This window comes from Halorubrum miltondacostae (genome assembly GCF_041379815.1).
Classification (GTDB): domain Archaea; phylum Halobacteriota; class Halobacteria; order Halobacteriales; family Haloferacaceae; genus Halorubrum; species Halorubrum miltondacostae.
Map to the genome: position 1 here is coordinate 194,510 of NZ_JBEDNY010000001.1, position 12,787 is coordinate 207,296.

The 12,787-nt window shown below is 69.0% G+C and carries 15 protein-coding genes; 13 read left to right on the forward strand and 2 right to left on the reverse strand.

The genetic code is table 11. The features are described 5' to 3' along the window. Position 1 precedes the first annotated feature (1 nt). The 9 genes from ABNG04_RS01040 to ABNG04_RS01080 all read left to right on the forward strand — a co-directional run bounded on the left by ABNG04_RS01040 (position 2) and on the right by ABNG04_RS01080 (position 6,148). Positions 2-535, forward strand: coding sequence for a 50S ribosomal protein L6 (locus ABNG04_RS01040; protein WP_371159270.1), 534 nt, complete (start codon positions 2-4; stop codon positions 533-535). Positions 536-538: 3 nt separating this feature from the next. Further along, positions 539-1,246, forward strand: coding sequence for a 50S ribosomal protein L32e (locus ABNG04_RS01045; protein ID WP_371159271.1), 708 nt, complete (start codon positions 539-541; stop codon positions 1,244-1,246). Beyond that, entirely contained in the window at positions 1,239-1,700 is a 462-nt protein-coding gene (locus ABNG04_RS01050; protein ID WP_371159272.1) for a 50S ribosomal protein L19e, read from the forward strand. The genes ABNG04_RS01045 and ABNG04_RS01050 overlap by 8 nt, the downstream gene beginning before the upstream one ends. Then, the gene (locus tag ABNG04_RS01055) at positions 1,700-2,257 is read left to right on the forward strand and encodes a 50S ribosomal protein L18 (RefSeq protein ID WP_371159274.1); all 558 of its coding nucleotides are present in this window, start codon (positions 1,700-1,702) and stop codon (positions 2,255-2,257) included. The genes ABNG04_RS01050 and ABNG04_RS01055 overlap by 1 nt, the downstream gene beginning before the upstream one ends. Beyond that, positions 2,250-2,897: a 30S ribosomal protein S5 gene (locus tag ABNG04_RS01060; RefSeq protein ID WP_006114456.1), complete on the forward strand. Its 648-nt coding sequence runs from the start codon at positions 2,250-2,252 to the stop codon at positions 2,895-2,897. The genes ABNG04_RS01055 and ABNG04_RS01060 overlap by 8 nt, the downstream gene beginning before the upstream one ends. Continuing rightward, a complete protein-coding gene (locus ABNG04_RS01065) occupies positions 2,897-3,361 on the forward strand; it encodes a 50S ribosomal protein L30 (protein WP_371159277.1) in 465 nt (154 codons plus the stop codon). Before ABNG04_RS01060 ends, ABNG04_RS01065 begins: the two co-directional genes overlap by 1 nt. Further along, positions 3,358-3,852: an uL15m family ribosomal protein gene (locus tag ABNG04_RS01070; protein ID WP_371159279.1), complete on the forward strand. Its 495-nt coding sequence runs from the start codon at positions 3,358-3,360 to the stop codon at positions 3,850-3,852. Before ABNG04_RS01065 ends, ABNG04_RS01070 begins: the two co-directional genes overlap by 4 nt. Before the next feature lies 1 nt (position 3,853). Then, complete coding sequence (gene secY, locus ABNG04_RS01075; RefSeq protein ID WP_371159280.1) at positions 3,854-5,335, forward strand: preprotein translocase subunit SecY; 1,482 nt, start codon at positions 3,854-3,856, stop codon at positions 5,333-5,335. Positions 5,336-5,440: 105 nt separating this feature from the next. Next, on the forward strand, positions 5,441-6,148 hold the full coding sequence (locus ABNG04_RS01080) for a universal stress protein (protein WP_371159282.1): 708 nt from the start codon (positions 5,441-5,443) through the stop codon (positions 6,146-6,148). Positions 6,149-6,171: 23 nt separating this feature from the next. On the opposite strand, the gene ABNG04_RS01085 is transcribed toward ABNG04_RS01080, so the two are convergent. After that, on the reverse strand, positions 6,172-6,972 hold the full coding sequence (locus ABNG04_RS01085) for a hypothetical protein (protein WP_371159284.1): 801 nt from the start codon (positions 6,970-6,972) through the stop codon (positions 6,172-6,174). Between the two features lie 183 nt (positions 6,973-7,155). Between ABNG04_RS01085 and ABNG04_RS01090 the strand changes: the two genes are divergently transcribed. The 3 genes from ABNG04_RS01090 (at position 7,156) to ABNG04_RS01100 (ending at position 10,792) form a co-directional block, all read left to right on the forward strand. Next, entirely contained in the window at positions 7,156-8,286 is a 1,131-nt protein-coding gene (locus ABNG04_RS01090) for a tRNA (guanine(26)-N(2))-dimethyltransferase (RefSeq protein ID WP_371159286.1), read from the forward strand. 97 nt (positions 8,287-8,383) lie between these two features. Further along, a complete protein-coding gene (locus ABNG04_RS01095; protein WP_371159288.1) occupies positions 8,384-9,706 on the forward strand; it encodes a YihY/virulence factor BrkB family protein in 1,323 nt (440 codons plus the stop codon). Positions 9,707-9,811: 105 nt separating this feature from the next. After that, the gene (locus ABNG04_RS01100; protein WP_371159290.1) at positions 9,812-10,792 is read left to right on the forward strand and encodes a phosphatase PAP2 family protein; all 981 of its coding nucleotides are present in this window, start codon (positions 9,812-9,814) and stop codon (positions 10,790-10,792) included. A 43-nt stretch (positions 10,793-10,835) separates the two neighbouring features. Here ABNG04_RS01100 and glnA read toward each other — a convergent pair whose 3' ends face one another. Continuing rightward, the gene (glnA, locus tag ABNG04_RS01105) at positions 10,836-12,200 is read right to left on the reverse strand and encodes a type I glutamate--ammonia ligase (protein WP_371159292.1); all 1,365 of its coding nucleotides are present in this window, start codon (positions 12,198-12,200) and stop codon (positions 10,836-10,838) included. 126 nt (positions 12,201-12,326) lie between these two features. On the opposite strand from glnA, the gene lrp reads away from it, so the two are divergent. Next, complete coding sequence (lrp, locus tag ABNG04_RS01110; RefSeq protein WP_371159294.1) at positions 12,327-12,785, forward strand: HTH-type transcriptional regulator Lrp; 459 nt, start codon at positions 12,327-12,329, stop codon at positions 12,783-12,785. Positions 12,786-12,787: the final 2 nt, after the last annotated feature.

The window sequence follows — 12,787 nt, forward strand, 5'->3', positions numbered from 1 at the left end:
AATGAACAGAGTCGAAATCGAGATTCCGGACGACGTCTCCGCCGAGACCGACCACCTCGAACTCACCGTCGAAGGGCCAAACGGGAGCGTCACGCGACGCCTCTGGTACCCCGACGTCGACGTGACCGTCGAGGACGGCGCGGTGGTCATCGCCTCCGAGAACGAGGACGCGAAGACCAACGCCACCGTCGGCACCTTCGAGAGCCACGTCGCCAACATGATCCACGGCGTCACCGAGGGCTGGGAGTACGCGATGGAAGTGTACTACGCCCACTTCCCGATGCAGGTGAACGTGGAGGGCGACGAGGTCGTCATCGAGAACTTCCTCGGAGAGAGCGCCCCGCGGCGCACGCCGATCCGCGGAGACACGGACGTACAGATCGACGGCGAGACGGTCACGCTGACGGGCTCCGACAAGGAGGCCGTCGGGCAGACCGCCGCCGACATCGAACAGCTGACGAAGGTGACCGACAAGGACACGCGCGTCTTCCAGGACGGCGTGTACATCGTCGAGAAGCCCACCGGAGGTGCCTAACCAATGGCAGACGAACTGGAAGACATCAGCGGTGTCGGTCCCTCGAAGGCGGACGCCCTTCGCGAGGCCGGCTACGAGACGGTCGAAGACGTGAAGGCCGCCTCTCAGTCGGAGCTCTCCGAGGTCGACGGCGTCGGCAACGCGCTCGCAGCGCGTATCAAGGCCGACGTCGGCGGGCTGGAGGTCGACGAGGAGGCGGACGCGGAGATCGAAGACGAGACGGACGAGGAGGAGGCCGACGAGGCCGACGCCGAAGAGACCGTCGAGACGGAGCTTCGCCCCCGCGGCCACGCCGACAAGACGCCGGAACTGGACGACGAGACCGCTCGCGCGCTCGCACAGAAGCACCGCGAGGGGAAACCGCAGTTCAACCGGCAGGACTACCACAAGAAAAAGCGGATCCCGACGTCGTGGCGCAAGCCGCGCGGCGGGCTCTCCAAGCAGCGCCGTCGCATGAAGTCGAAGGGGCCGGTCGTCGAGGCCGGTTTCCGTTCGCCGACGGCGTCGCGCGACCTACACCCGAGCGGCTTCGAGGAAGTCCGCGTCCACAACACGGACGATCTTGAGGGCGTCGACGGCGACACGCAGGCGGTGCGGATCGCCTCGAAGGTCGGCGGTCGCAAGCGCGAACTGATCGAAGACGAGGCGGAGGAGCGCGAAATTCGCGTGCTGAACCCGACCTACGTCGAAGTGGAGGTCGACGATGAGTGATCTGAAGGCGCAGAAACGACTCGCAGCGGACGAGCTGGACGTCGGCAAGGGCCGCGTCTGGCTCGACCCCGACGCACAGGAAGAGATCGAGGACGCCATCACCCGCGAAGACGTCCGCGAGCTCATCGATCAGGGGACGATCCGCGCGAAGGACGCGAAGACGAACTCGCGCGGTCGGGCCCGCGAGCGCGCCGACAAGCGCTCGTACGGCCACCAGTCGGGCGCCGGCTCCCGCAAGGGGCGCTCCGGCGCGCGACAGGACACGAAAGACGACTGGAAGGCGCGCATCCGCGCACAGCGGGCGCGCCTGAAGGAGCTTCGCGACGACGAAGACGTGCTCGACGCCTCCGAGTACCGCACGCTGTACAACAAAGCGAGCGGGGGAGACTTCGAGGACGTCGCGCGTCTCGAGGCGTACATTCGGACGGAGTACGGTTACGAGGTGACGGACTAATGGCGACAGGACCACGATACAAGGTGCCGATGCGGCGCCGCCGCGAGGTCCGGACGGATTACCATCAGAGGTTGCGCCTGCTGAAATCGGGCAAGCCTCGCCTGGTCGCTCGGGTGAGCAACGCTCACGTCAGGGCGCAGCTGGTGACCCCCGGATCCGACGGCGACGAGACCCACGCGGCCGCCTCCAGCGAGGAGCTCGGCGAGTACGGCTGGGACGCCCCCACGGGCAACCTCCCCAGCGCGTACCTCACCGGGTTCCTCGCGGGCGCTCGCGCAGTCGACGCCGGCCTCGACGAGGCCGTCCTCGACATCGGGCTCAACACGGCGACGCCCGGCAATAAGACGTTCGCGGTACAGGAAGGAGCGATCGACGCGGGCCTCGACATCCCGCACAACGACGACGTGCTGGCCGACTGGTCGCGCACGCGCGGCGAACACATCGCCGACTACGCCGAGCAGCTGGACGAGCCGCTGTACAGCGGCGCGTTCGACGCCAGCGAGCTACCCGAGCACTTCGACGACGTGCTCGCGACAATCCAGGAGGACCATGAGTAGACACAACGACGGCTGGGAACCGCGGACGCGACTCGGCCGCAAGGTACAGGACGGCGACATCACGTCGATGGAACAGGCGCTCGAATCCGGCCTCCCGCTGAAGGAGGCGGAGATCGTCGACCAGCTCCTCCCGGGGCTCGAAGACGAGGTGCTGGACATCAACATGGTCCAGCGCATGACCGACTCCGGCCGCCGCGTGAAGTTCCGCTGCGTCGTCGCCGTGGGTAACCGCGACGGCTACCTCGGCTACGCGCAGGCCCGCGACGACCAGGTCGGCGGCGCGATCCAGAAGGCGATCGACGTCGCGAAGCTGAACATCATCTCGGTCGACCGCGGCTCCGGGTCTTGGGAGGACCAGCCCGGCGGCACCAACTCCCTGACCCGTACGGCGAAGGGGAAGGCCGGCTCCGTCACCGTCGAGATCAAGCCCGCCCCGCAGGGGCTGGGCCTCGCGGCCGCGGAGACGGTCCGCAACATCTTGGAGCTCGCCGGCGTCGAGGACGCCTGGACGAACTCCGACGGCAACACGCGCACCACGGTGAACCTCGCGAAGGCGACGTTCAACGCCTTGGAGAACGCGGCGCAGTCCCGCACGCCCCAGCACGCGCGCGAAGTCCACTACGACGAGGTGAGCGAGTGATGCAGGCGATCGTCCAGCTGCGCGGCGATGTCAACCTCGGTCACGGCGTCGAGGACACGCTCGACATGCTGAACGTCGGGCGCGTCAACCACGCCACGCTCGTTCCCGAGACGGACTCGTACCGCGGCATGATCACGAAGGTCAACGACGTCGTCGCGTTCGGGGAACCGAGCGTCGAGGCCGTCGCGCGAACGATCGCGCGGCGCGGCGAACCCCTCGAGAGCTCGGCCGATGTCGACGACGAGTGGATCGACGACAACACCGACTACGCCGACCTGGAGGCGCTGGCCGAGGCGCTCGTCGACGAGGAGACGACGCTGCGCGAGCAGGGTCTCTCGCCGACGCTCCGGCTCCACGCCCCCCGCGGCGGTCACGAGGGCATCAAACACCCGGTGATCGAGGGCGGCGAACTCGGGAAACACACCACCGAGGAGATTGACAGTCTCCTGGAGGCGATGCGATGACGAGTAAGAAACGACGACAGCGCGGCTCTCGGACGCACGGCGGCGGCACGCACAAGAACCGGCGCGGCGCCGGACACCGCGGTGGTCGCGGCGCGGCCGGTCGCGCGAAACACGAGTACCACAACTACGGCCCGCTCGGCAAGCACGGGTTCAAGCGGCCCGAGGACGCACAGACGGAGGTCCTCGAAGTGAAGGTCCAGAAACTCGACGAGGACGCGGCGCTGTACGCCGCGGACGACCTCGCCGAGGAGGACGGCGACGCGTACGTCTTCGACGCGCGCGACGTCGTCGAGGACGGCCACGAGGCGGACGTCGTGAAGGTGCTCGGCGGCGGGCAGGTCCGCCGCGAGCTCCGCGTCACGGCGGACGCGTTCACCGCCGGCGCGGTCGAGCTCATCGAGGAGGCGGGCGGCGAGGCGACGCTCTCAGAGCGCGCCGAAGAGCCCGACGAACCGGAAAACACTTCGGACGACGAGAACAACGAGGCGTAACATGAGCTGGAAGGAGGCCGCCGAACCGGTGCTCTCGCGGATGCCCGTCGTGGAGCGGCCCGCGGGGCACGTCCCGTTCAGACGGAAGCTCACGTGGACGGCCGGGATCCTGATCGTCTACTTCTTCCTGACCAACATCAACCCGTTCGGGTTGGCGGTCGGGCAGGGGTCCGACTTCTTCGGGCAGTTCCGGTCCGTGCTCGCGGGCTCGTCCGGGTCGCTGCTTCAGGTCGGTATCGGACCGATCGTCACGGCGTCCATCGTGCTCCAGCTGTTGGGCGGTGCGAACCTCCTCGGCCTCGACACGGAGAACGACCCGCGCGACCAGGTCCTCTATCAGGGCCTCCAGAAGCTACTGGTGGTCATCGTCACTGCCCTCACGGCGGCGCCGATGGTCTTCACCGGAAGCTTCCTTCCGGCCGACGAAGCGGTCGGGAGCGCGCTCGGGATCGGCACGCTCGGCGTTCAGGTGCTGATATTCGCGCAGATCTTCGTCGGCGGCATCCTCATCCTGTTCATGGACGAGATCGTGAGCAAGTGGGGGGTCGGCTCCGGCGTCGGGCTGTTCATCATCGCGTCGGTGAGCCAGCAGATCGTCGGCGGCTTCTTCAGCTTCTCCGCGCTCGGTGCCTCCGGGTTCTTCGCGAGCTGGTACGGCGTCATCGTCGGCGACGTGCCGGCCTCGCTGTCGCCGTTCACGGCGGAGGGTCTCCAGAACCTGCTGTTCGATCCGGGGAACATTCTGGCGCTTTTCACCACGGTGTTCATCTTCGGGATCGTCGTGTACGCGGAGTCGGTCCGCGTCGAGATCCCGCTGTCGCACGCCCGCGTGAAAGGCGCTCGCGGACGCTTCCCGGTGAAGCTCATCTACGCGTCCGTCCTGCCGATGATCCTCGTTCGCGCGCTGCAGGCGAACATCCAGTTCCTCGGCCAGATCCTCTCCTCGCAGTGGGCGGGGATGCCGGCGTTCCTCGGCACGTACAGCGACGCCGGACAGCCCATCTCCGGGCTGTTCTACTACCTGAACCCCATCCAGAGCCGCGGGCAGTGGATGTGGTTCCTCGGTGAGATCCCGGCGTCCGTCGAACCGTGGATGATCGCGATCCGGCTCGCCGTCGACCTCACGTTCATGATCGTCGGCGGTGCCATCTTCGCGATCTTCTGGGTCGAGACCACCGGCATGGGGCCGGAGGCGACCGCGAAACAGATCCAGAACTCCGGGATGCAGATCCCCGGGTTCCGCCGGAACCCGCAGGTCGTCGAGAAGGTCATGGAGCGGTACATCCCGCAGGTGACCGTTATCGGCGGCGCCCTCGTCGGGCTGCTCGCCGTGATGGCGAACCTGCTCGGCACCATCGGGCAAGTCTCCGGAACCGGGCTGCTGCTGGCGGTCTCTATCACGTACAAGCTGTACGAGGAGATCGCCGAAGAGCAGCTGATGGAGATGCATCCGATGATGCGCCAGATGTTCGGTAACGAGTAGCGTCGACCCCGCGGCACCGTTTTCTCTCGTCCGCCCGCAGAGCGGCGCGTCATCGTCGACGCGTGGATCTCCCCGTTTATTGCCCCGGGCGGCCAAGCGTGACCCATGGCAGACACGATCCTCGTGCCGCTCGAACTCCCCGACCCCGAGCCGCTGTCACCGGTGCTGATCGAGGACCTATCGTCGCTCGACGTCGTGGTGCTCGGCCACTACGGGCTGCCCGAGCAGACGCCGGCGAGCTCCGCGCGCGAGCAGTTCGGCGACGCGGCGCAGGCGACGCTCGACGAGGTCGCCGAGGCGTTCGCCGGCGCGGGGGCCTCGGTCCGGACGCGGCTGGTGTTCGGGAAGGACCGCGCGGCCGCGATCCAACAGGTCGCGACCGAGGAGGGGTGTGCCGCCGAACTCGACCCCGCGCCAACGGACGGCGTCGGCCAGATCCTCGTGCCGCTTCCGGACGTCGCCGAGTTCGATCGGCTTCCGACGTTCATCGAGGTCCTCAACGAGGACTCCACGCAGCGGATCACGCTGTTCCACGTCGTCGAGGGCGAGGAGTCGCGCGAGCGCGGCGAGTCCGTGGTGGCGGAGACGCGGGAGCGGCTGGTCGAGGCCGGGTTCGACGCCGCGTCGCTCGACACGCTTGTCGTCGAGGGCAAGGAGCACGACGAAGAGATCCTCCGCGTCGCCGCCGACTACGACGCCGTCGTGATGTACGAGCCGGAGTCGCGGCTCGGTGACCGCGTCTTCGGGACGCTCGCCGACCGCATCGCCGACGAGACCGACGACCCGGTGATCGTCGTCGACCGAGACTACTGACGGCGGTCGGCGTCGCCGATCCGTTACGAGTCGCCGCGCGCTTCGGCGGTCTCGTCGGCGTTCTCCTCGTCGTCTGCTCCGTCTCCGTCCGCGGCTTCGCCGACGGTTTCTTCGACGGTCTTCTCGACCGTTTCCTCGACGGTTTCTTCGACGGTCTTTTCGACCGTTTCCTCGACCTTCTCGCCGACGGTCTCCTCGACGGTTTCTTCGACGGTCTTCTCGACCGTTTCCTCGACCTTCTCGCCGACGGTTTCTTCGACGGTCTCTTCGACCGTTTCACCGACCTTCTCCTCGACCGTTTCGCCGACCTTCTCCTCGACGGTCTTCTCGACGGTCTCGCCCACGGTCTCCTCGACCTTCCCCGTCACCTCCTCGCTGACGGTGTCGCTGACGTCGCCGGCGACGTCGTTGACCTCCTTGTTGACCGTCTCGCCGACGCTCTTTTCGACCTCTTCACTCACCTTCTTGCCGACGGTCTCCTCGACGGTCTTCTCGACCTCCTTGCTCACCGTCTCGCCGACGCTCTTTTCGACCTCTTTATTGACCGTTTCCCCGACGGTCTTCTCGACCTCTTTATCGACGGTCTCGCCGACGCTCTCTTCGACTTGCTTGCCGACCTGGTCAGCGACCTCGCGGGTCATCCAGTCCGGGTCGAACCGGGCCATCTTCCAGACGACGTGGATCACGTACGAGGCGAACACCCCGATACCGAACGCGATCGCGACGTTGAACACCGGGAGCGTCGCGATGAGCACGATAGACAGGATGATCAGGGCCCCGTACGCGAGGTCCGTGAGCGCGTCCACTCGCGCCGGGCTTACCATCCGTGCCCCTCCGTCTCCCCGCCGACCGGGTCGCGTCGCCGCGTGGCGTCTCCGTTCATACGTCCGGATTCCGCGCCGACGGGGTAAAAGCCTCCCCCGTTGCGTCCCGCCGGCGCGGTCGTCGCTCCTGCTCTCCCGCCCTCGGAGCGCGGCCCTTTTAGCCGGCATGACCGAACCGAGCGTATGGACATCGAAGAGGGCGGACTCACCGTCTCCGTCCCGGAGGCCCGCGACGGCGCCAGCGAGGGCACCGGCGGCGGCGTCTTCTTCAACCCGACTCAGGAGCTGAACCGCGACGTGATGGTCGCGACGCTGCGCGCCTACCGCGACCGCGAACCGCGCGTCGCCTCGTACCTCGACGCGATGGCCGCCTCCGGGGTCCGCGGGGTCCGCGCCGCCGCCGAGGGGTACGACGTCACCTGCGCCGACGTCGACGCCGACGCGATCGACCTCGCCGCCGCGAACCTCGACGCCAACGGCCTCGACGGCGAGGCGGTCCACCGCGACGTCAACGCCTTACTGTACGAGGAGGGGCCGTTCGACGTCGTCGACCTCGACCCGTACGGCACCCCGATCCCCTTCGCCGACGCCGCGTTCGCGAACGGCCGCAACCTGATCTGCGTCACCGCGACCGACACCGCGCCGCTTTGCGGCGCGCACCTCCAGAGCGGGATCCGCAAGTACGGAGCGGTCCCGCGCAACACCGACTACCACCCGGAGATGGGGCTCCGGACGCTGATCTCCGCGCTGGTACGGACCGCCGCGCGGTACGACAAGGCGTCCACGCCGATCCTCTCGCACGTCTCCCGGCACTACGCGCGGACCTACCTCGAATTGGAGTCCGGCGCGCGCGCGGCCGACGACTGCCTCGACGCGCTGGGACACGTTGACCACTGCGAGGACTGCCTCTGGCGCTCGGCGACGCGCGGCCACCTCGCCGACCCGGTCGACGACTGTCCGGCGTGCGGGAGCGACCGCGTGCTCACGGCCGGGCCGCTCTGGCTCGGCCCGGTCGCGGACCCGGACTTCGCGCGCGCCGTCCGCCGCGAGGCGACCGACGACATGGGCGAGGCGAAGCGCGCGCGCAAGCTCCTCGGCACGGTCTCGCGCGAGATCGACACCCCCACGCACTACGACCAGCACCGCCTGTACAAGCAGTGGGGCGAGCCCGCCATCGGCATGGACGAGTTCGTCGAGCGCCTGCGCGGGGCCGGCCACGAGGCGAGCCGCGCGCACTACCGCGGCACGGCGGTGAAGAGCACGGCGTCGATCCCCGAGATGCGCGTGGCCGTCCTCGGCGAGGACGCGGACTGACGGCTTCGCCCCGCGAACGCCCCACCTGCGCCGCGGACGCCGCACCCACGCCGCCGGCACCACCCCGCTTTTGTCGGCATCGGTCGAACCCCCGGACGTGTCCAGACACTCGCGCGCCGCGTTCGGCACGGTTCGGCGCGTCGCCGACGTTGCCGTCGACCGACAGGTGACGTTCCTCGCCGCCGCCATCGCCTACTACGCCTTCGTCTCGCTCGTCCCCGCGCTCCTCCTCCTCGTCGTGGTCGCCACCGCCGTCTTCGGCGAGACCATCGCCGCGGAACTGGTCGCGTCGACGGGCGACTTCCTCACGCCGGCCGGTGAGGAGGCGGTCGTCGACGCCGTCTCCTCCGCCGGCGGCCGGACCGGGGCGAGCCTGCTCGGGGTCGGGCTGCTGCTCTGGTCGACGCTGAAGGTGTTCCGCGGGCTCGACACGGCGTTCGTCTCCCTGTACGGCGGCGACGAGACGCCGGGGTTCCTCGCACAGATTGCGGACGCCGCCTCGGTCGTCGTCGGGGTCGGCGTCGGCATCGGGGTGATGGTGGGCGTCGGCGCGTTCGTCGCGGCCGCGGAGGCGGTCCCACTGGTCGAGGCAGCGAGCGTCCTCGCCTTGCTCGTCTTCCTCGCGGCCGTCTTCCTCCCGATGTACTACCTCCTGCCGCAGCCGCGGATCGGCGTCCGCGAGGCGCTGCCGGGCGCGGCGTTCGCGGCGGTCTGCTGGACGCTGCTCCAAGCCGGGTTCCAGTTGTACGCCGCGGGGGCCGCGCAGTATCAGGTGTACGGCGTCATCGGCGGCATCCTGCTCCTCGTCACGTGGCTGTACCTCGCCGCCGTCGTCGTCGTCCTCGGCGGCGTGGTCAACGTGGTGCTCGCGGGGCGCGGGGCCGGCGGCGACGGGTCGGTCGGGGCTGTGCGCGACGGCGTCGGCGTCGCGGCCGGCGGCTCCGACGACGCCGCGGACCGGCAGTTACAACAGGACCGCGACCGACCCACGGGTATGAACGGCGAGTCGGATCCCGACGGGGACGACGACGAACGGCCGCGCGGCGCGCCGGACGTCGCCGCCCTCGAGGCGGAGGTCCGGGAGCTGCGGTCGCAGCTCGACGAGTTCGAGGACGACGTGGAACGCCGGACGGTCGACAAACCGGAGGTCGAGTCGGAGCTGAAGCGGTACGTCCGCTCGCGGATGCGCCGGGGCCACGCCCGGGGCTGGGGGCCGTACCTCGTGCTGCTGTACGGGACCGTGCTGACGCTCGCCGCGCTGACCTCCCTTGACGGGATCTACGCGGTTGGCGCGATTGTCGTCCTCGGGCTGTCGACGCTCGGCCTATACACGATCTTCGTCGTCGTCGGCATCGGCCTCAACCTGATCGAGACGCCCGGCAAGGCGCTCGACTACGCTCGCCGCCGCGGCGATGACTGACACCGGACCCCGCGGCGCGGTGACGATCGACACCGCGTCCCCTGGCCCGGTGACGACCGCCGCCGCGCCTTTTGACCCGGCGGCGAGCGACCGCGTGATCGGCGCGTGACCGGACTCGTCGCCGCCGAGCGCGGGGTCGGCGAGACTGCCTTCGTCGACGCGCTCCCCGAGTTCGTCGTCGTCGCCTTCGCGGCCGTCACCCACCTCGCGGACCCCTGGTTCCTCTTCGCGCTGCTCGCGGTCGGCTACTGGTTCGCGGGCGACGGCGTCGCGGGCTCGCCGCGCCGCGCCGGCGCGACCGCCATCGCCGCCGTTACGTGCGCGTACGCCGCGACGGCGCTCGGCAAGGCGTGGTTCGCGGTCCCCCGGCCGCCCGGCGCGATGCCGCCGGCCGACATCCCGACGTGGCTCCCCGCGCTCCTCTCCGACTGGTACGAGGCGCAGGTGCTCTCGGACGGGTTCGGCTTCCCCAGCGGCCACGCCACCGGCGGCGCGGCCGCGTACCTCGCCATCGCGCTGCTGTACGACCGGCTCTGGACCGACCGCCGCCGCTACTTCGCGGCGGGAGCGGTCGCCGTCGCTGTCGCGGCCTCCCGGGTGATCATCGAGGTCCACTACCTCGTCGACGTGCTCGCGGGGCTCGCCGTCGGCACGGGAACCGTCGCGGTCGCGCTGTGGCTCGCCGGCGACCCGCGAGTCCGGCGGTCGGCCCACGCGGACTCGGCGGCCGGACCGACCGCTGAACTGGACCCCGCGCCGGCGTTCGCCCTCGCGGCGGTCGTCTCGGCGGGCGCGCTGGCCGTCGCCATCGCGGGCGGACACACAGGGGAGGTCGTCGAGGCGGGGATCGGGGTCGCCACCGGCGCCGGGGGAGCGATCGGCTGGCGGCTCGTCGACGGCGCGGAGCCGTCGGTCCCGGCCCGCGTCGCCGTCCCCGCGCTGGCGGTCACCGGCGGGCTCTGGGTCGGGGCGTACGCCCTCGCGGGCGCGCTCCCGGTCACGCTGGCGGCGACGACCGCCGCCGTGGTCGCCGTCGTCGCGCTCCCGGCGCTTCCCGGACGGGTGGAGCCGGCGCTCGGCGGCTGACGCGGCGAAAAAATCCCGGTCGCGGGCTGTCCGCGGGTCGCCCTCAGAACGTCTCGAGGTAGCGGTCCTCCTCCCACTGCGACACCTGGGTGAGGTACTCGCTGAACTCCTGGGACTTCGCCTCGGCGAACTTCTCGGAGGTGTGCGGGCCGAGGGCTTCCTGGAGCACTTCGTCGGTCTCCAGCTCCTCGACCGCCGCGCCGAGGTTCGGCGGCAGCGTCTCGATGCCGTACTCCTCGCGCTTCGCGTCGTCGAACTCGTAGATGTCCTCGCGGACCGGATCGCCGGGGTCGGCACCGGTCTTGATCCCGTCGAGGCCGGCGGCGATGAGCGACGCCATGCCGAGGTAGGGGTTACAGGACGGGTCGGGGCTGCGGACCTCGAACCGCGCGGAGACGCCCGCGGCGTCCGGGACGCGGACGAGCGCCGAGCGGTTCGTGTCGGACCACGCGACGTAGATGGGGGCCTCGTAGCCGGGCACCAGCCGCTTGTAGGAGTTCACGGTCGGGTTCGTGACCGCCGTGAACGCCGGGGCGTGGTTCAGGATGCCGCCCATGAACTGGTAGGCCGTCTCGCTCAGGTTGAACTCGTCGGAGTCGTCGGCGAAGGCGTTGCCGTCCTCGTCGAACAGCGAGATGTGGCTGTGCATGCCCGAGCCGTTGATGTCGGCGATGGGCTTGGGCATGAACGTGGCGTGGAGGTCGTGCTGTTCGGCGACCGCGCGGACGACGGCGCGGAACGTCGCGATGTTGTCCGCGGTCGTGAGCGCGTCGGCGTACTTGAAGTTGATCTCGTGTTGGCCCTCGGCGACCTCGTGGTGGGAGGCCTCGATCTCGAAGCCCATCTCCTCGAGGGTGAAGATGATCTCCTTGCGCACGTCGGACGCGAGGTCCTTGGGGGCGAGATCGAAGTAGCCGCCGTTGTCGTGCGGGATCGTGGTCGCGTTGCCGTCGTCGTCCTTCTCGAAGAGGAAGAACTCCGGCTCCGGACCGATCGAGACGGAGTAGCCCATCTCCTCGGCCTCGGCGAGGACCGACTTCAGGACCTGCCGCGGCCCGCCGACGAACGGCTCGCCGTCGGTGTCGACGATGTCACAGATGAGCCGCGCAGCGCCCGAGTCGCCGTCGTTGCGCCACGGGAGCACCGCGAACGTGTCGGGGTCTGGGACGAGCCGCATGTCCGACTCCTGGATGCGCACGAACCCCTCGATGGAGGAGCCGTCGAAGTAGATCCCTTCGGTAAACGCCTTCTCCGCCTGGTGCGCGGGGACGGAGACGTTCTTCACGACGCCGAGGATGTCGGTGAACTGGAGCCGCAGGAAATCGACGTTCTGCTCCTCGATCTCGTCGAGTACAGCCTGTTCATCGGCCGTGAGGCCGCCGTCCGGTTTCGCGTGTTCGTCCGTCATGTTCTGGACGTTTGAATCGTTATCTGCCAGTATAAAGGCCTTATCGCTTGGCGCATGAACCGCCAGACAGGCAAAACTGCTGGACGTTCGTAAAATTCTAAACCCCCGGAAGCGTTGTTAGGTGTGATGACGTACGAAAACCTCGACGCGAAGCTCATCAACTCGCTGCTCAGCAACGGCCGCGCGAGCCTCCGGAGCCTGGGCGACGAGCTCGACGTCTCGGTGACGACCGTTTCGAACCACCTCCGCGACTTAGAGGAGGAAGGCGTGATCCGGGGGTACACCCCCGTCGTCGACTACGACAAGATCGGGTACGACGTGACGGCCGTGCTCCAGCTCAAGGTCGAGGGGAGCGCGCTGCCGGACGTCACGGAGAAGCTGCGCCAGGAGAAACAGATGGTGAGCGTCTACGAGGTCACCGGCGATTACGACGTGATCGCCATCGGGAAGTTCACCGACACGGACGGGATGAACGACCAGATCAAGTCGATCCTCACGGACTCGGACATCCGGGAGTCGAACACGAGCGTCGTCCTGAACGCGGTCACAGAAAACGAGCAGTTCGACCTCGACGTCGAGGAGTAGGC